Source organism: Bradyrhizobium sp. SMVTL-02 (assembly GCF_051853005.1).
GTDB lineage: Bacteria > Pseudomonadota > Alphaproteobacteria > Rhizobiales > Xanthobacteraceae > Bradyrhizobium.
In genome coordinates this window covers 7,078,916-7,097,719 of the sequence record NZ_CP182469.1, presented here as the reverse complement: position 1 = coordinate 7,097,719, position 18,804 = coordinate 7,078,916, and the positions used below count along the sequence as shown (strand labels likewise).

Below are 18,804 nucleotides of genomic sequence, written 5' to 3'. Positions count from 1 at the left end.
TCCAGATCAAGCGACCACTTTCGCCGGACGGTACAAGAGGGCATGGACCGCACTATGCTGCAAGAGCATCTCGCGATGGCCGAGCGACATGTCGCTCTCGGTGAGAAGCACCTGGTGAAGCAAGAGGCTCTGATTGCGGAGCTGGACCGCGACGGCCACGACACGCTTGATGCTCTGAAGCTCCTTGCCACCATGCGCGCGACACAGCGGCTGCACCTGCAGCATCGGGACCGGCTGTTGTCAGAACTGGGGCGCGAGCCCTCCGCGACGCGCCAAGCGAAAGTAATTGGCTCCGGCGGCGCCGCGACATCGCCAGCAAGAGCCGTGAAATGGACCCCGATTGTGGGACCACGTGCTTAGTTGGAAGGGGCTGCTCCGTTTGATAGACGGAGCGCATGATGACAACGAAGACGAGACGCAAGATCGACGCGGCACTGAAGGCAAAGATCGCGCTGGAAGCCGTGCGGGAGCAGACGACGGTGGCCGATCTGGCCCAGCGCTATGAGGTTCACCCGAACCAGATCTATGCCTGGAAGAAGCAGCTGCTGGACCAGGCGGCCCGGGCCTTTGACGCGGGTGTCGGGCGGGAGAGCGAGGACGCTCGCGAACGAGAGATCGAGAAGCTGCACGCCAAGATTGGACAACTGACAGTCGAGCGCGATTTTTTAGCGCGGAGGTCCGGAAGATGAGCACGCCGGACCGTCGAGGAATGCTCGATCGCGCCGACATGGCGCTGTCGATTCGCCGGCAATGCATGTTGCTTGGTATCGCCCGCTCTGGGGTCTACCGGCCGCCACGGCCGGCCAACGACAACGACCTCGCCCTGATGCGGCGCCTCGACGAGCTGTTCACCGCCTGGCCGTTCCTGGGCTCGCGGCGAATGACCGCGATGCTGAAGGCTGAGGGGCTTCAGGTCAATCGCAAGCGTGTGCAGCGGTTGATGCGCAAGATGGGCATCGCGGCGCTGGGACCAAGGCCGAACACGACAAAGCCGGCGCCGGGCCACAAGATCTATCCCTATCTGCTGCGCAACATGACGATCGACCGGCCAAACCAGGTGTGGGCGGCCGACATCACGTATCTGCCCATCGGCCGCGGCTTTCTTTATCTCGTCGCCATCATCGACTGGGCGAGCCGTGCGGTTCTGGCGTGGCGGTTGTCGAACACGATGGACGTCTCGTTCTGCGTGGCGGCTCTGGAAGAGGCGCTGGCGAAGTACGGCACGCCGGAGATTTTCAACACCGACCAGGGCAGCCAGTTCACCAGCGTGGCCTTCACCGGCGCGCTGGCGGCCGCAAAGATCAAGATCTCCATGGATGGCCGCGGTCGTTGGATGGACAACGTCTTCATCGAGCGGCTGTGGCGGTCTCTCAAGCATGAGGACATCTATCTCAAGGGCTATGCCGACGGCCGCGAGGCCAAGGCAGGGATCGCGAGCTGGATCGCCTTCTACAATGATCGTCGCCTTCATCAGTCCCTCGGCTATCGCACGCCGATGGCGGTCTGGCGCGAACGGATCCAGGCCGCGAAGGCTGTGGACATGGTGGACAACGCTGACGCGTTGACCACATGCCCACAGCAACAGCAGCAGACAGAGTCTCTGGCAGCGTGATAGAAAGGATCAGGAGCGGTCAGTTTCCAACTAACAAACCGGTTCAAGCGGTCCCGCTCCGCGGGTCCATTTCACCGGGGCGGTTTTCACAATCCCTACAGCTGCGCCCGCTGACTGGCGAACGGCCTTCGATTCTTAAGATCGACTATTAACGCAAGATAGCCAACCGCTGACGGGCCGCGCACAGCCAGGCGAAGTATTGTGAAGAAGGTCGGCGCCAACCACATGAAAGCGTTGGGGGCGACTTGTTCTGCCACAAGCGTGCATCTGGTCATTGCCGGCTCTGCACGAGCATGCTGCGCCGAAAAGTGGCTGCGCATCGCATTGGCGTGGAACGACTTAGCGAACCTACTCGATCGTAAGAGCGCGGCGTGACTAAGTTGGCGCCAGCCGGCCCAGAGGCCGCCGCGCGCAAGCTGATGGAGCTCGCCACAAGTCGAGGCGGTCCAGGACGGCCGCATCAGGCAACGGCCGCGAATTCGGCGCCGGCCTCAAATTGAGTACTCAAGCGCTTGCAGGTGAATTCATCTGCGAAACGATCGGCGGGAACTGGCCTACCTGCTCAGTATCCTTTGAAATAAAGGAGGCCGCCAGCTCAGGCGCCCGTGGCGATCAGTCCGGCGGGCGAAGTCCGGGCGAGCTGATCCACGTGTTGATGTGTGAGCCGGTCTCCGCGATCCTGGCTCGTTTAAGCAAGTCGTCACGTTCTTTTCCGGGAGGGACCTGACTGGCCTGTTCCTTAAGCTTGACGGCCTGTTCGGCCAGTCTTTCGTCGAGAGATTGGGTTTGCGTTATGCGGCGTCGGTGCTTTGTCATGAGTAGCTCCGTAGCCCGATGACCAACATTCCTCGACCGGAGCGGTTGCTAATGTTCCGGGAGTTTGGGCGATAGAGCAGGAACCGCTCCCCGGAAGCTCTATTGTCACTCCATCATCGGCCGAGGCTCTGCCCGTGGGCGCTGGTGGCTCAGAGACCGAGCGCGCTCCCGCCTGCACAGGACAGGGAGGCCAGCTATGGCGGAACCAACTTTATCGCGCGCACGCCTCTCAGATCGCAGAGGAGAATGTCCGGATGCGCGAGATCGCCCGTAAAGCAGATGACCGCCTCGGTCGAGGACAAGTTTGAGGAGGCCCAGCGCATCCATACCATATGGAAAAGGTCGTCTCGTCGGGAGCGACAAGACCATCTGGTGAACCGGAGGAGGCAATGATGTACCACGACGCACATATGGTGGATTACTATCGCTGGCGCTCCGAGGAGGCCTTGGAAGCATTCCGGAGGCTGATCGAGCGATGAGCCTCCGACCTTAACCTAAGTTAAGTGAGGCCGGCGCTGCGGTTTGTGCCAGACTGTCCCGAGGCTTGTAAAAGCGGCAAGCCGGACGGATTGGCCCACTATGTCGAGAGCGTCAATCGCCACGCTTGCGATGGCTCCGCGCCGTAGAGGCCGAGCACGCTCAGAAGGATCACTGATATTCAGACTGGCGCAGCTGTTCCAGCCCATCTTCAATCAATTGGAGATCATCGTGAATGTCCTTGGCTGCGGGGCCCCGAAGGAACCAAAACGGTTAGGCTTAATTAACGGCAGCAGCCCAATTCCTAGTTGCGGAGAGTGTGTCATGAAACGGCAGGGGTCTAGCACGGTCGTTTTGGTTGGGCGAAATCTCCTCCTCCGAGAAGGAATCGCAAGAATACTACGGGGAACTGATCTGAATGTCGCCTTGTCAGTCGCTGCAAGCGAGGAAATTCCGACAGCTCTGCAAGGACATCCACTTCTCTTTATAGTCGTGAACAGCACCGAAGAGTCCGATCTTCTCAAGCAGATTTCACACGTCAAAGGCGGCTATCCAGACGCCCGCATTGCAGTCGTGTCCGATCACTACCGACCGCATGAGCTGATTGCGGCTTACCGAGCGGGGGCAAGCGGTTACTTCGTAGAGGTCAATTCTTGCGATGCTTTCGTGAAATCCATCCAGCTCGTGATGATGGGGGAAACCGTATTCCCACAGGCGTTTCTTTCATTCGTGCTCGACGGCAGCTCTCAGGGGGAGCCACCGCTGCAGCGACCGGTGGATGAGCAACCTAACATCCCTGGAGAGCACGTCGCCTTACGTCTGTCCCCCCGCGAACAGGCGATTCTTTCGTGCTTGGTTGAAGGAAATTCTAACAAATGTATCGCTCGGAAAATCGACATCGCTGACGCGACAGTGAAAGTTCACGTCAAGGCAATCCTGCGCAAGATAGGGGTCCAGAACCGCACTCAGGCCGCAATTTGGGGGATGAATAACAAAAGTTTTGCATCGCCTTCAAACGCCCATGCCTTCGGGAAGGACGACTGATCGGGCGACCGCCACCCGACTCGCGCCACACGAGTACGCAAGTCACCAACGGCGCGCCGCATTTAGTCTGGTGCGTTGGGCGGTCTCGGTGCGTCTCGACTCCAGCCCAGAGATGCCCGAGGCCGTTCGTACTCCGCAAGTTCCGATTCGCCTTGAGGACAAAGCCCGCCTAGATTTGGCTCCGGTCAGTGGAGTTCTCGGGTATGGCCTCGCCGTCCATCATTCCGAACGATCGCCTCGACAAGGACTTTTACCTGGTCCTCGAGGAATTCCGTGACGGCGCCGCCTTCCGCGAAACCGACGAAGGCATCGACCAATCCACCCTGATCGAGGACCTGCTCACCGGGCAATATGACCGAGGCTTCGCGTCGTCGCCTTCAACCCGGTCGAGGGCTGGGCGCGCGACGCGTCCGAAGACGTTGCCCGCGAGCTGGAGCGTCATATAAGTTCCGGAGGCTACGAGGTTTTCAGGGGCGCTGACTGACTTTATTGAGGCCGAGCTCGGCGGCCGCGTGCAGTTCAGATCCCGTTGCCGCTCTGAAGACTCGAATTTCTGCCTTCCGCGCATAGATCCCGATATGCGCAGCTCCTTCGAATTAAAGCCGTGCCAGACGGCCCCAAGTGGCTCCACGAAGGCAAGATGGACGGATACCGCGTCAGGATTGATCGTGACGGTGACCGCGTCCGGCTGTTCTCGCGCAATGGCTACGACTGGACCGCCCGCTTTCCATGGATCATTGAGGCCGCCCGCAAGATCCGCCAGAACCGCTTTGTCCTGGACGGCGAAGCCGTCGTGCTTGGCGTGGATGGCGTCCCGGATTTCAACGCCCTGCATAGCCGGCAGCATGACGAGGAGGTTCAGCTCTGCGCATTCGACCTCCTGGTCGAGAACGGTGACGATCTTCGCAGGCTCCCCCTCCACCTTCGGAAAAATGCTCTCCGCCGCCTGCTAGCGCGGCGTCCAGAAGGCCTCTTCGTCAGCCCGTTTGAGCAAGGCGAGATCGGGCCAGACCTCTTTCGGGCGGCCTGTAAAATGGGCCTGGAGGGCATCGTCTCCAAACACCGCGATCGACCCTACCAGGCCGGCCGATCGAAATATTGGATCAAGGTCAAAAATCGGACTCATCCGGCGATGTACCGAGTGATGGACGCCCTCGCTTAAGGGCCCGTGCAAGGCACGGGATCCTTCGGATGCGCTCCAGTCGCAAACGTTAATCCAACCGGCAGTGCCATCGCAGTCGATTGTTCCAGCCGAGGCTGCAACGGTGCAGAGCAGGCTGCGCGCTCGGCGACGATTGCGCTACCCATCGAGCCTGCGATCCCCGACTCCAAGGTAGCCCCCGGTCAGCCCGCGCCGTCCGCTGGCGGGGCCGGTCGTGCCGCTAGTCGCCGCGGAGGCGCCGCCGGCCGCGGTCGACGCGCTTGCCGCGCGGGTCATGATCAAAGTGAGCCTTTGTCGCCGCCGGCCGGTCGCGCTGACGATTTTTTACGTGGCCGCGCCGGGAAGTCGGAAGCGCCAGTGGCATCGGCATCAGGCTTGGGTGATGTCCGCGCACAGATGACGCGCCGGCTGCATTGGTAAAGCCGAAAAGCATCGCCGCTGAGAAGTAGGTCCCGCGCGGTCTCTGCCTCAATTGGCGGCCTTTTGCATTCGCGAATGGCTGCCGCATCCCACGGCCGAGGATGCCCATCAGTTCAGGCTGCACTGCAGCCACATCATTTTTCAGCTCTCACCACCGTTTGCACCTAAGCGCGACGGCATCAAATGCCAGTCCTCAATAGCCCACGATCAACTTAGGAACGCCGTGCCGCCCCTGGCGTTACTCGCAGATCGCAAACCGAAATAGGTTGCGCTGGCCCGCTGCTGACACGGCAGATTCTCCGCCTGTAACAAAGGCGGGACATCGGCCGCGAAAATCTCCGCGCTTTGGAAAAAGCTCCGGATAAGTCGATCCGCTCTGTTGCCCAGTCGCAGAGTCGCTCATTCAGTGTGACTGGACACGGGGACTGCTAAATGCGTGGACGTGCCGATCATCTGCTGTTCGTTTCTTTCCTTCTGTGTGCGACCACCCTGCATGCTGGTGCGGCCTGCATAGATCCTGCGCAGCTCGCGCACTCGACCGTTCGCATCATGCGCCATTTCAATGACGCCGAACGCGATGCGCGTCCGAACCTTATCGGCGTGGGAGGCACCGGTTGGTTCCTGTCCCCAACGACGATCGTTACCGCCGAGCACGTGACGGCGGGTATGAAGCTCTCCACGGAGGAATGGAAGTCGCTCGACATCGTGGACGCGGAAAACAGCCATTCTATCGCCGCGCGAATACAGCGGGTAGCAGGGGTCAGGGCCGAAAAGATCACAGTCATCGAACTCGAACATGCCGTCACCGCCGCGCGGAGCGTCGCAATCCGGAAGAAGCCGCTCGTGCCGGACGAGCAGGTCATGACGCTCACCTATCTGGCCGGCCTCCTGCATCCAGTGGGAGGGCGGTTCGTTCGTTTCGGAGACGATGGGAAGCTCGCCGGCATGGCACTCCTGGAATTCTATGAAGGCGAGAACCGCCTTGTCATCGACCATGGGGCGTCGGGAGCACCAGTGATCGATTGCGACGGCCGGGTCGCGGCAGTCATCAGCAACGTGTTCACGCAGAGTATCGTCTGGGCGTCTCACCAACTACGGATCTCGACGGCATGGGGAATGCCCAACGTCGTCTCCGTGCCGGTCGAGGTGCTGGACGAATTTGCGCAATCCAACTGAGGATCCAAGTGCGTAACTATCTTGGGCAGACCTATGGGCCAGCTAGGTCCGTTCGGTCGCAAGCGGGAGCTCCGCACCGGGGCGGATCGCGTGAAGGGCCAGAACGCATGGGCTGCCGACTTCAAGAGCTGAGGCCGCGCTGAGACCGGCAGGGGGCTTCTCATTTCGAACTTGCATAGTCAACCACCCGAAGTCGGCGCTAACCTCAACGCCTTACTATGGGCGGCCCGGCGGCCTGATGAGGCTGCGTTCTTCAGGCACACCAGCCGTCGACCGATGACTATTCCGGAGAGATGTCATGTTAGATCACGAACAATTTGCGATCGGATTATCCCGGTCCACCTGCTCAACCCGGCCAGAATTAATCGAAGCTCAGGCATGCGCCGGATGCCACCAGGCCGAAACCGTTTGTAGAAGGAATCGCAGCGACAAGCACGCCATGCAACACGCGATGACTGCTTCCGTGCTCGGCAACTTCGACGATGCCACCTTCGGCGCCGCGCAATGCCCGCTCGAGACCTCCGCAACCCATCTCGGTTTCAGGTGCATGCAGGGAAAAGGGGAACCTTTCTCGATTGATCTAGATCAATAAAAGAAGGTTGTGCCGCTGCGAAGGTGCCACCGCTTCAAATGTTCAATTGTCAAGTTGAACTAAGTTGTTGAGGCGCGCTCCTCCCCGGCAGAATCGGCGCTAGAAAGCTGGCGAGAGATTCTTGGAGGCGACGCTCATAGTTTTGAAATCGTTCACTGCGAGTAACCCATGCACGACGTTGGCGTTGCAGCAGGCGTATCCTCGGACGAGCCGGGCAACCCAGGCATGATCTGGATTCCGGGCGGCACGTTCCGCATGGGCTCGGACAAGCATTATCCTGAAGAGGCACCGGCCCATCGGGTCTCAGTAAGTGGGTTCTGGATCGATCGGACGCCGGTCACCAATCGCGCTTTTCGCAAGTTCGTCAACGCAACAGGCTACGTGACGTTCGCGGAGATAACACCTGACCCGCAGGACTATCCGGGTGCGCTCCCGCATATGTTCAAGGCCGGCTCGCTGGTTTTTTCACCGCCGAAACATCCGGTCGATTTGCGCGACTGGTCGCAGTGGTGGAAGTTCAAATTTGGCGCCAACTGGCGCAGACCATATGGCCCGCGCAGCTCGATCAGTGGGCTTGACGATCATCCCGTTGTCCATATCGCCTTCCGAGATGCTGACGCCTACGCCAAATGGGCCGGTAAAGAGTTGCCGACCGAGGCTGAATGGGAATTTGCCGCACGTGGCGGTGTCGATGGTGGCGAGTTTGCCTGGGGCGACGAGTTCATGCCTGACGGCAAGCCGATGGCCAACACGTGGCAAGGCGCTTTTCCATACGAAAATCTGGCCAGCGACGGCTACGCGCGTACCTCGCTGGTAATGGCCTTCCCGCCGAACTGCTACTGCCTTTATGACATGATCGGCAATGTCTGGGAGTGGACCACGGATTGGTGGTCCACCAAACACGAGGGCAACGTGGCGAAGCCGTGCTGCATTCCAAGTAACCCGCGCGGCGGTCCCGAGGCCGCGAGCCTTGATCCATGTCAACCGAACCTGCCTATCCCGCGCAAAGTCCTGAAGGGCGGCTCGCATCTGTGCGCGCCGAACTACTGCCGCCGCTACCGCCCGGCTGCGCGCCACGCGGAAGCGGTGGATACGTCCACGAGCCACGTTGGTTTTCGATGCGTCACAAGGAACGGAGAAGGCAACGATGAGCGAAGACAAGAAGGATAAATCCACGCGCGATATGAGCCGTCGCAATGTTCTGCTTGCGACGACAAGCCTAGCTGCGGCGTCGGCACTGGGGGCCGCCGCATCGGTTGAAAAGGCGCTGGCGCAGGCGCAGCAGGCGCCAAGCGGCCAGCGGCCCAACATACTCGTCATCATGGGTGACGATGTCGGCTGGTTCAACATCGGCGCCTATCACCGCGGAATAATGTCAGGCAAGACGCCGAACCTCGACAGGTTGGCATCCGAAGGCTTGATGTTTACCGACTACTATGCAGAAGCGAGTTGCACGGCAGGGCGCGCCAACTTCATTACGGGCCAGCTGCCGATCCGCACCGGATTGACTACTGTCGGTCAGGCCGGCGCCGATGTCGGTATACCCGACCAAGCGGTGACGCTCGCCACCGTGCTCAAATCGCAGGGCTACGCGACCGGACAATTCGGCAAGAACCACCTCGGCGATCTCAACAAATATCTACCGACGGTGCATGGCTTCGACGAATTCTTCGGATATCTATATCACCTCGACGCGATGTCTGATCCATACTGGTATTCATTCCCCGCCAACGAGGACTACTACAACAAGTACGGCCCGCGCAGTCTGATCCATAGCTACGCGACGGACAAGGACGATAGCACCGAGATGCCGCGCTGGGGCAAGGTCGGGAAGCAAAGGATCGTCGACGAGGGGCCTCTGCCGCCGTTTGCCGACATGTCGAACGTGCCCAATATGCACGATTTGCCATTCCTCAAGGCAAAGTACGACATGACCACTTTCGACGAAACGTTGGTCAAGGCGTCCAGCGATTTTATGGATAAGGCCAAGCGCGACGGCAAGCCGTTCTTCGTCTGGCACAACACGACGCGCATGCACGTCTGGACGTTCCTGCAGAAAAAGTACAGCGCGATGCAGAACTCCGAGACGAACTACGGTCTCGAGGAAGCCGGCATGGCGCAACTCGACGACAGCGTCGGCGCCTTGCTCAAGCATATCGACGATATGGGCGAAACCAACAACACGATCGTCATCTTCACGACCGACAATGGCGCCGAGGTATTCACCTGGCCGGATGGCGGCATGACACCGTTCAAGGCCACCAAAGGGACCAGCTATGAAGGTGGTTTCCGCGTGCCGTGCATCATTCGCTGGCCGGGTCGCATCAAGCCGGGTTCGGTCGAGAACGGCATCTTTTCAGGTCTCGACTGGTTACCGACGCTGAGCGCTGCGGCGGGAAATCCGAACATAACCGACCAGCTTCTCAAGGGTGTGACGCTAGAAGGACGTTCTTACAAGAACCACCTCGACGGCTACAATCAGATGGATCTGCTGACGGGCAAGGGCCCGTCCGCGCGCCACGAGATCTTCTATTTCGCTGGTCCGCATCTCGGTGCTCTCCGCCACGATAACTTCAAGTTCCAATTCTTCCAGCAGCCATACGGGTGGCCGGGCGAAAAGGACACGACGGACATGCCGACCGTCATCAACATTCGTCAGGATCCGTTTGAGCGAACGCCGATAACCCGCGGCGAAAGCCTGAACAACGCCGGCGGCGGCTATATGAACGATTTCATGGGCCGTGAATTCTGGCGGTTCGTGGTTGTTCAACAGGAGGTTGCCAGATTGGCGCAAACGGCAATCGAGTATCCCCCCATGCAAGCACCGGCCAGCTTTAACCTTGAAGCCGTAAAGAGAGAGGTTGAACAAGCCATCAAAGCTCATCAAGGGCAGTAGTTGGCCCGATCTTTCGGCAGCGGGTGCTCTCCGGAGAGCACCCGCTACTTCGATATCGACGTCGGTGTGGCTGTTTTTTGTCGAGGGCGCATCCAAGCGGCGGGGCTGCTCCGGGTGCGGCCTGCCATGGCGATGGATGGTTGGGACGCCATTCATCGCTCAGACCCGCCGCCGATTGTTCGCAGCACGGGCAAGGTTTGAAGGGATAGTTGCATGCCCATTGATATGCCCTCCGCCACCCAACTATCCCAGGTCATTAGCCAGGTGACTGCCCCGTCATTTCTCCTCGGCGCGGTGGCGGCGTCGTCTCAGTGCTGATCGGGCGAATGAACCGCATCATCGACAGGTTACAAGCCTTGAACGCGATAGGCGACGACGACGGCTCCAAAGCGCACCTAAAGACCGATGTGCCTCACCTGAGACGCCGAGCTATGCTCTTGAACAAGGCAATAGTGTTTTCCACCAATGGGCGCCATTGTAACGTCGTTGTTGGTGATCGTGGCCTTCGTCAGCGCATTCTTTCAATTTCAGCACGAGTATGGAGTTGCGATCCTTTTCATCGTCGCACTCAGCTTCTTCACGCTGTCGCTGATAGATTTGGTGCGCGAGGTTCGCATCGCATTGCATGAGATTGGTCGCTACAAACAAGACCAAGGTCCCCATCGGTCGCCCTGCCCCGGACGCCACGGAAACCTGCCTGCCCATATCACGCAGAACGGAGCTGCACTCAACTGCACAAGCATGGCCGGACTGGTTTTCGCCGAAGAGCCGGATCTGGATCGATGCCTTTCAACGAGGGACCGTCTATTTCCCGAACGGCGCGGTGATTCAGTTCGACCCGAGGCTTGCCGCCGCCCCGACGCAGATAGAACGGTTCATCGGTCATCCGGCGCCGGCCCAACACGTGCATAGCGGGACTCGTTCCCGGCAACAATCGGCGATCTTCTTGAGCGGCGACCGTTTCCGTTGCTCGGGGTGCGCATTCTGAACTTATTCAACTTTGAAGGCGTCGCTGGCGGCGGCGCCTCTTGTTGTCGCGAGCGTGGCTGACCGTGCAAAAACTGCAAGAACGCCGGCCACACGCCGGAAAATGTGGCATGGAAGGCACAGTCTCCCCTAAAGGTGCATAGGCTGGGAATGCGCCGGCTCCGCATAGACGTGCTGTGGTAGCGTTGCTTCGTTTTCCGAGTCCTCACACGGCCGGATTGTTCTTCGGTTGTGGAGGGCAGTAGATAGCGTGGGGGATCGGCAGATGCGGTTAAGGGTCGCGAAGTTGGTATCGACGGCTGGGTTTGCTTGGCGGTTGGGCGCGACCGCAATTGCTGCCTCACTCCTGCTCCCCAATGATGCGGCGCGAGCCGATGAAGGCGGTGTCGGCTTTTGGGTACCCGGTTTCTTTGGCAGCCTCGCCGCTGTGCCCGCGCAGGCGTCGGGCTGGTCGATGACCTCGATTTATTATCACACCTCGGTTTCCGCCGGCGCCGACGTGGCGCGCGCACGCGAGATCACGCTCGGTCGTATCCCTGCGAATTTGACGGCCACCGTGAACGCGAACGTCAAGGCGAATGTGGATCTTGGCCTTGTGGCCGGGACCTACACCTTTGCGACGCCGGTACTGGGTGGTCAGGCCTCTGCCAGCCTGCTGGGCGTCTACGGCTCCAACTCCACGTCGCTGGCGGGATCGCTTGTAGGGACATTGACGGGGCCGGGCGGCGGTACGGTCCCCTTCTCGCGCTTCGACAGCATCGATAGCTCGCTCACTGCATTTGGCGATTTGCTGCCAATGTTCCAGATGAAGTGGAATGCCGGGGTCAACAACTAGATGGCCTACATCACCGGTGATATCCCGGTCGGGGCCTACCAGTCGGACCGTCTTGCAAATATCGGGCTCGGGCATTGGGTAGTCGACGTTGGAGGTGGCTACACCTATTTCGATTCAAAGAGCGGGCACGAAGCTTCGGCTGTGCTGGGATTCTCTTACAACTTCAAAAACCCCGCCACCCAATATCAAAGCGGCGTCGACATGCACCTCGACTGGGGCGCCTCGCAATTCCTGACCAAGCAGTGGCAGGTCGGCCTCGTCGGTTACCTCTATCAGCAACTCGGCTGCGACAGCGGCTCCGGCGATCGCGTCGGCTGCTTCCGGTCGCGGGTGGCTAGCATCGGACCGCAGGTCGGCTACATTTTCCCTGTCGGAGACATGCAGGGATATCTCAACCTGAAGGCTTACGGCGAATTCGCCAATGAAAATCGGCCAGCGGGTTGGAACGTCTGGCTGACGTTCAATCTTTCGCCCGCCGCGCCAACGCCGCCGACATCGTCTTCAAGGCCGAAGTACACGAAGTAGGTCGACGCCCGCCGCCAATGCCGCACTCGGATCGATCTCGACCGATGCGGGCCGACAGTCGACTATCTGGTCGATCCCTGTAAAAGCGTAGATGTCGACGCCGTCGCTGGCTCAGCTGAAATCTTGTGCTCAATCACATCATGCCAGCTTTTGACCGAGGCGGACATTTTGGCTAGGTCCCGATGGCGTCCGCGGCGATCACGTGCTGCTGGCAGCGCCGGAATAAGACGGTTACTGCAAACATTGGGCTGGCTATGGAAATTCTGACGCACTACCCTCTGCTCTTGTTCGTGGCTTCGTTCGTGGCGCTATCGATCGTCGCAGCAGCAGCTTCCTGGTTGCGCGGGCGTTATCGTGACATCGACAATGAACAGAACGAGCATCTCGGTGTCATCCTTGCGACCACCCTGACGCTGCTCGGCTTGATCATCGGCTTCAGTTTTTCCATGGCGATGAGTCGTTATGACCAGCGCAAGAATTTCGAGGAGGCGGAAGCCAACGCCATCGGAACCGAAATGTTGCGTGCCGACTTTCTGCCTGCTGCGGATGCCGCAAACGTCCGCAAGCTTCTTGCCGAATACACCGGCCTACGAATCCAGTTCTACCTCAATACAGACGACGACCAGCGCAAGCGAATCAACGAGCGGACGGCTCAGTTGCAGGGGGATCTCTGGTCTGCAGTCCGCGCTTCGTTGGCAGCACAGCCCACGCCGGTGGAGGCGCTCGCGGTTGCCGGCATGAATGACGTAATCAACTCGCAAGGCTATACGCAGGCGGCATACTGGAACCGGATCCCAATCGCCGCGTGGTATCTCATGGCAATTATTGCGCTATGTTCCAACGCGCTGATGGGCTATCGGTCGCGAAGCGGCAAGGCCGGGCGAGGGCTGGTGTTCGTGCTGCCGCTGATCGTTTCGTTTGCGTTCCTTTTGATCGCCGATATCGATGCTCCGCGGCATGGCTTGATCGAGGTCCGGCCGCAGAACCTGGAAAGCCTGATGAAGTGTGGTGGTTAAGTGCAGGTCATCCACGTCCGTTGATTGCGGGGCAATCGAGATTCAGATCGGCACTTTCAGGCGCGCCGCATCACGCCTGGGAGCATGAACATGTGGTCGAGGAGGTCCAGACGGCTCGATTCCAATACCGATGTCATGCCGACGCGGCGCGAGACCGTCGAGCACCCCTTCGGCACGATCAAAGCCCGTATGGGTGCGACGCACTTCCTGATGAAGCGCCTACGGAATGTCGCCGCCGAGATGGCGCTGCATGTTCTCGCTTATAACCTCACGCGGATGATGAACATCGTGGCAAATCGGGGCTGATTGCCGCCATCCGCGCCGTTTGAAGCCCGGAAAGTACATCCAAAAGCGCAATACCGCCTCGCGATACCCACTTTGGCCGTCATTGGACGATCCGACACGAGGCGACCACGGCAGCGTGCCGACCATCCGTTTGCACACAACCAAGACCCTTAGCTGACGTTCGCTGTTATTGTTCGCGAGGAGCGATGACCACCCCTGAGGGAGTGGACTTGTAACGTGACGATCCGCTCGCAGGCGAATGGCCTTGGCTTTATGAGCGGAACCGACAGCAACCTTCTTAAACGCGCCGACGACGTCATAGCCGAGAGCAAGCGACCGCAACACCACACCCAATCCCTAATCGCAGAGAGCCGCTACTGGTCTCAGCACCTCTATTGGTCGCTCGAACGTGTGAAAGTCGGCCCACCCGAGCTGCCCTGAGGAGTGGACGGCGGAACTCAATTGAACCTGTATCAAGAGACTCGCTATCGATGTAGGAACGTTGGCGGCGCCTCCGGATTCACAACCGTATGCCGCGCTACTATTTTGACTATTGCGATGACGGCCGCCTGTGGACGGATGACTCCGGCGAGGAACTGTCGAGCCTCGAAGCGGCGCAAAAGGCTGCGTTGGTTGCGCTGGCCGACGCGGCACGCGACATGGCGCTTGCCGGTAGACGAGGCTGCGTGTCTATCCAGGTCCGCGACGGCTCCGGTTTTTTGCTCCAGGGAACGATAATGCTGAAAACTGCGGCCAATCATCGGGTGGTCACTAAGGAAGCCGAACAAGCAGCCTATTCCTTGACACGCCGGTGATCGGAGACCCGCAACGCAATCAGCTACATTGCGACTGATCGCCCAAATCCCGAAGAGCGTGAGCGGAAGTAAACGGAGGTTATGCCCATCAGCAAATATCCGCTTTAGCGCCGCTTCTGGTGTGGAGCAGACGATCAATGATTGTAACGTAAGGCTACGTGCGCGGCGAGTGCTTCGCGAATGTCCACCGCACCGAGCGGGCAGGTGGGGCCACTGAGTACGTGGTGATCGTCCTATCCGCCATCTTGCCGCGGCCACCAGCTCCCTTCAACGACTAATTCGATCCCGATTGGGCCACCAGCTCCCTTCAACGACTAATTCGATCCCGATTGGTCCTAACGCCTTGGAAGTGCTAAACTATCGAGTGGAGGGCAGGACGAGCTGCACCCTTTTCCTGTTAACGCATTACAGCTGCGGTGGAGGCCGCCGTGAGGATTGATCGAGCGTTGCGGATCGCAAGTCGGGCCCGCGTCAGGCGATATGCTTTGCCGCCGGGGACTGGCGCGTCGACGCCGACATCGCCGGCATCCGAGCGTGATGCACGTGGTCGTTTCTTGCGGGGCCATGTCGGTGTGAGTCCTGGTCGGCCCCCGCGCGACGAGCTGCGGGAGATGTACATCGATGATCTTTTCCATTCCTGGCGCTACGGCGGTCGCGCGGCGATCCGGCAACTCATCAAGCAGGATCCGGCCACGTATTTGCGCATCATGATCAACGAGGTCGGCAAGCTGCCCAAGCCGAGGGATTGATGGACGCAGCACCGAACGATGTGGATCGTTAGCAACCGATAACAAGAAGAGCGGCTTGGGCATCGTCATAGCGCTCACGCTAAGGCCCCAGAGATTTGGACTGCTAACCATTGCACACGTATACTCACGGTGGTCATGTCCATGAGACCTTCTGCGTGGCGGGTCGTGGGCATCACAGAAGCCGCGCTGAGAAAGTTCGCTCAACTAAACTATCGCTACAAAAGCAAGCAGGGCTTAAAGCGCGCTCATCTGCGACCACGTATTGCGACAGTGCGAGAACTTTTGCGCCGGCCGCCGATGTCTCAAAGCGAATTTTGCGCTTATTGGGCCACACATGATCAGGTCGTTCTCTGCGCCGAAGGTGAGAACAAGGTGACCGTACCACCGTTCATTAAAATTGAGAACGAGCAGGGGGCACTGTTTCCAACCACCCCAATCAAGTGGCGGCACGGGCAGAACGAGCGCGAGTTATTGCGTACGCTGTTTCAGAAGCTCGCGGCGACGACACAGCACGATCATGACAATTGACCCCCGGGGGTGCAGGGACAGGCCGCTCCTTTTGCGAGCGCCAACACGTATCTCAGAAATATACAGGACGCCCGTGCGGCTCATTAAGAACGGGCAACGCTGGCGTCATCGTGGTCGGTCTTATCTGACATATGGCGCTCGGGCTCTGGCCTTTTGGCTTGGTTCAGCAATTGAGCGTAATTGAGAGATAAAATCTCGGCTCGGCACGCAATGCGCTTCGCCGCCCTCGCGCATGTCCGCTCTAGTGGAGCGCAAGAACTCGTCGGCAAGCTCGTCGCGCCGGTCGGGATTGCGTACGCGCTGCGGTGACGCTATCGGGGATGTTTTCGCACTGATCGACACAGGCGCGTTGAGACATCGTTTTCCGCGCCGTCGCGGATATGGAGTTGCTTGACAAAATATACTTTCGTACCGCGCTCTCCCTTGCGCACATGCCCCCTAAACCGAGGGCCTTTGCCCAGGCTGAGCGTATCTCCCTGAAATTGCACTCCGAGCTGAACGAAAAATGGGTCAGGAGCTGATCGCATCTGATCCAAACATCCTAGGGCTGGGAGCGTTGGTGCTGCGAGACAAGGAGCGTACTCAGCCCCGTGCAGCAGAGCGCTGTCTCGCTGTCTCTTCGAGTGCTGTCCATTACGTTTCGGAATCGCGATAGCGATTCACATTTGTCATTGCGGGAATTAGCGGGGGCGGGAAAATCGACGAAGGGGAAGGCCATTTTCGGGGCGTCGATCGGCGGATATTTTCCCCACCAGATGCCCCAGCGAGGCCCAAGCCGGGCGCTACACCGGCTTGGGCCTTCTTTTCGCGCAGAGCAGTACGGCCTGCGTGTCAGATCAGCTTGCGAGCGGCGGCCTAAACTTGGGTTCGCATTCCTGACCTTAACGTGGCACCACCGCAACAGTTGGCATGTTCCATTCTGGAACACGCTTTCAGACTCAAACTGCACCGCAAGTTCTGGAATCATCCCAATCAGCCGGGGCTGGAAGTGTCCATTCAATAAACAGTCAATTTTCCCGGACAGTCAATTTTCCCGGAAAGGCCGCAGGACCGACCCCCGTCCTGCGGCCATTTCCGTGTCAGAGCGGGCGAGGTCCCCCGTCGGGAAAGGCTTTTCGGTCTTCCGGCCAAGAAGGTCTCGTTCGCCTTCCCGTATTTGATGAGATATTCAAGCTGATCCGCGAGCACCTTGAAGGTAAGCGTAGCGCCGAGGCCCTTTGGATTGTTTGTGCGGAGTCTTGAGAGCACCGCTAGAAGAGTCATCTTCTACAAGGGTGCTCATAATGGACGACCATTCTGACGACATGAGACGACCGTTGTCACCACGTATCGAAGTATATGCTGGTGCAGGTCGCAAGCGCTGGCCAGACGATTTGAAGGCGCAGATTGCCGCCGAAAGCCTCGAGCCGGGTGCGGTTGTCACGGATGTCGCCCGTCGTCATGGCTGCCGGCCCCAGCAGGTGCACGACTGGCGGCGCCGGGCGCGGTTGGGCCAGTTGGTGCTTCCGGCGTCGGCGGAAACGCTGTCGTTCGTGCCGGTGGTATCGGAATCGGCGTTGCCGGCGACCGCAGAACCCTCCGGGTCGCCGGAAGCCGCCGTTGTGACCGTCGAGTTCCAAGGGGCGCGCGTAGAGGTGCGCGGGGCGCCTGGCCTTGCTGTGCTGAGTGACGTTTTTCTAGCGCTCCGACGGACACGTTCATGCTGACAATGCCCGCGAGCCTCATGATTTACGTGGCGACGCAACCTGTGGACTTCAGGAAGGGTGCGGAGGGCTTGGCGCTGTTGGCGAAGGAGACGCTGGGCCATGACCCTATGAAGGGCGTGGCGGTGGTGTTCCGTGCGAAGCGCGCCGATCGGGTGAAGATTGTCGTCTGGGATGGCAGCGGCCTTGTGATGTATTGGAAGCGGCTCGATGGCAGCGGCTTCAAATGGCCTCCCATCGTGGCCGGCGTGATGCGGATGAACGCCGCGCAGCTGTCGGCGCTTCTGGCCGGCATGGATTGGACACGCATGCACGCGCCTCGAATCCCGCAGCCGAAAGCGCTTGCGTAAAAATACAAATCTTCGCTGCATCACGGCGCGAAGCATGGCAAGCTCGGGCCAATGAGTGATTTGCCCGATGAGCTGCCGAGCGATCCAGCCGAGTTGCGTGTCTTTGCCGCGGCTCTGCTGGATCGCTGCGCCAGGCTCGAGCGGTTACTCAAGCTTGCGAAAGATGCGCAGTTCGGTCGATCCTCGGAAAAGCTGGACGCTGATCAGCTGCAGCTTGTTCTGGAGGACATCGAAGAGGCCGTCGCGGCCCTCGAAGCCACCGAGGATCGCGCCAATCCCAGAGTTTGCGAGAAGAGGACGGCCGAGCGCAGAACCAACCGTGGTCAGCTGCCGGAGCATTTGCCGCGCATCGTGGAAACCCTGATGCCGGCCGAGACCTGTTGCCCGTCTTGTGCGGGCGACCTCTTTGAGATTGGTCGGGACGAGAGCCAGAGGCTGGACGTCGTTCCGGCGCAGTATCGCGTCATCGTCACCCGCCGGCCTAAGCTCGCCTGCCGCGCCTGTCATGGCGTCGTCCTCCAGCATGCTGCTCCCGAGCGACTGATCAGGGGAGGATTGCCCACCGAGCGGCTGGTCGCGCATGTGATCGACGCGAAGTATCATTGGCATTTGCCGCTTTACCGCCAGGCGCAGATGCTGGCGACGCACGGAATAGCGCTGGACCGTTCCACGCTCGCCTTCTGGGTCGGCTATGCCGCCCAGGAACTGAAGCCGTTGTGGCATCGGCTGCGCCAGCTTCTGCTCACCTCCTCGAAACTCTGCGTCGATGAGACCCCGGCGCCGGTGTTGGACCCGGGCCGCGGCAGAACGAAAACC

General features: G+C 59.8%; 16 protein-coding genes and 4 pseudogenes. All 20 read left to right on the top strand.

The genetic code is table 11. From position 1 onward, the window contains the following. Nucleotides 1-42 precede the first annotated feature (42 nt). Nucleotides 43-360 (top strand): hypothetical protein, encoded by a 318-nt coding sequence (locus tag ACNJYB_RS33955; RefSeq protein WP_439370929.1) that lies wholly within the window; start codon nt 43-45, stop codon nt 358-360. Nucleotides 361-398: 38 nt separating this feature from the next. Next, nucleotides 399-1,612 (top strand): IS3 family transposase gene (locus ACNJYB_RS33950; protein ID WP_439375484.1). Its coding sequence is split into 2 segments (ribosomal slippage): nt 399-675 and nt 675-1,612, totalling 1,215 coding nucleotides; the frame shifts between segments, so codons are not numbered across the junction. Between the two features lie 1,719 nt (nt 1,613-3,331). After that, on the top strand, nt 3,332-3,949 hold the full coding sequence (locus ACNJYB_RS33945; RefSeq protein WP_439370928.1) for a LuxR C-terminal-related transcriptional regulator: 618 nt from the start codon (nt 3,332-3,334) through the stop codon (nt 3,947-3,949). A 203-nt stretch (nt 3,950-4,152) separates the two neighbouring features. Beyond that, nucleotides 4,153-4,395, top strand: a complete 243-nt coding sequence (locus ACNJYB_RS33940; RefSeq protein ID WP_439370926.1) for a hypothetical protein — start codon at nt 4,153-4,155, stop codon at nt 4,393-4,395. 194 nt (nt 4,396-4,589) lie between these two features. Beyond that, entirely contained in the window at nt 4,590-5,111 is a 522-nt protein-coding gene (locus ACNJYB_RS33935; RefSeq protein WP_439370924.1) for an ATP-dependent DNA ligase, read from the top strand. A 114-nt stretch (nt 5,112-5,225) separates the two neighbouring features. Then, nucleotides 5,226-5,479, top strand: a pseudogene (locus ACNJYB_RS33930) (DUF459 domain-containing protein); the annotation flags it as partial. A 484-nt stretch (nt 5,480-5,963) separates the two neighbouring features. Continuing rightward, nucleotides 5,964-6,707, top strand: coding sequence for a S1 family peptidase (locus ACNJYB_RS33925; RefSeq protein WP_439370923.1), 744 nt, complete (start codon nt 5,964-5,966; stop codon nt 6,705-6,707). A gap of 298 nt (nt 6,708-7,005) precedes the next feature. Continuing rightward, nucleotides 7,006-7,299, top strand: a complete 294-nt coding sequence (locus ACNJYB_RS33920; protein ID WP_439370922.1) for a hypothetical protein — start codon at nt 7,006-7,008, stop codon at nt 7,297-7,299. 168 nt (nt 7,300-7,467) lie between these two features. Then, entirely contained in the window at nt 7,468-8,469 is a 1,002-nt protein-coding gene (locus ACNJYB_RS33915) for a formylglycine-generating enzyme family protein (protein WP_439370920.1), read from the top strand. After that, a complete protein-coding gene (locus tag ACNJYB_RS33910) occupies nt 8,447-10,195 on the top strand; it encodes an arylsulfatase (protein ID WP_439370919.1) in 1,749 nt (582 codons plus the stop codon). The genes ACNJYB_RS33915 and ACNJYB_RS33910 overlap by 23 nt, the downstream gene beginning before the upstream one ends. A gap of 465 nt (nt 10,196-10,660) precedes the next feature. Next, a complete protein-coding gene (locus ACNJYB_RS33905; RefSeq protein WP_439370918.1) occupies nt 10,661-11,107 on the top strand; it encodes a DUF2721 domain-containing protein in 447 nt (148 codons plus the stop codon). A 340-nt stretch (nt 11,108-11,447) separates the two neighbouring features. Next, nucleotides 11,448-12,542 (top strand): annotated as a pseudogene (locus tag ACNJYB_RS33900) (SphA family protein). 254 nt (nt 12,543-12,796) lie between these two features. Next, nucleotides 12,797-13,558 carry a hypothetical protein gene (locus ACNJYB_RS33895; protein WP_439370916.1) on the top strand — a complete coding sequence of 254 codons (762 nt, stop codon included), beginning with the start codon at nt 12,797-12,799 and terminating at the stop codon, nt 13,556-13,558. A 77-nt stretch (nt 13,559-13,635) separates the two neighbouring features. After that, nucleotides 13,636-13,887 (top strand): annotated as a pseudogene (locus tag ACNJYB_RS33890) (transposase); the annotation flags it as partial. Nucleotides 13,888-14,373: 486 nt separating this feature from the next. Continuing rightward, a complete protein-coding gene (locus ACNJYB_RS33885; protein WP_439370915.1) occupies nt 14,374-14,658 on the top strand; it encodes a DUF6894 family protein in 285 nt (94 codons plus the stop codon). A 611-nt stretch (nt 14,659-15,269) separates the two neighbouring features. Then, complete coding sequence (locus tag ACNJYB_RS33880; RefSeq protein ID WP_439370914.1) at nt 15,270-15,407, top strand: hypothetical protein; 138 nt, start codon at nt 15,270-15,272, stop codon at nt 15,405-15,407. Between the two features lie 165 nt (nt 15,408-15,572). Then, the gene (locus ACNJYB_RS33875) at nt 15,573-15,935 is read left to right on the top strand and encodes a hypothetical protein (protein WP_439370913.1); all 363 of its coding nucleotides are present in this window, start codon (nt 15,573-15,575) and stop codon (nt 15,933-15,935) included. A gap of 1,283 nt (nt 15,936-17,218) precedes the next feature. Next, nucleotides 17,219-17,641 (top strand): IS66-like element accessory protein TnpA, encoded by a 423-nt coding sequence (gene tnpA / locus ACNJYB_RS33870; protein WP_439370912.1) that lies wholly within the window; start codon nt 17,219-17,221, stop codon nt 17,639-17,641. A gap of 2 nt (nt 17,642-17,643) precedes the next feature. Beyond that, nucleotides 17,644-17,988 carry an IS66 family insertion sequence element accessory protein TnpB gene (tnpB, locus tag ACNJYB_RS33865; protein ID WP_271597244.1) on the top strand — a complete coding sequence of 115 codons (345 nt, stop codon included), beginning with the start codon at nt 17,644-17,646 and terminating at the stop codon, nt 17,986-17,988. Nucleotides 17,989-18,039: 51 nt separating this feature from the next. Continuing rightward, a pseudogene (locus tag ACNJYB_RS33860) lies at nt 18,040-18,804 on the top strand (IS66 family transposase); the annotation flags it as partial.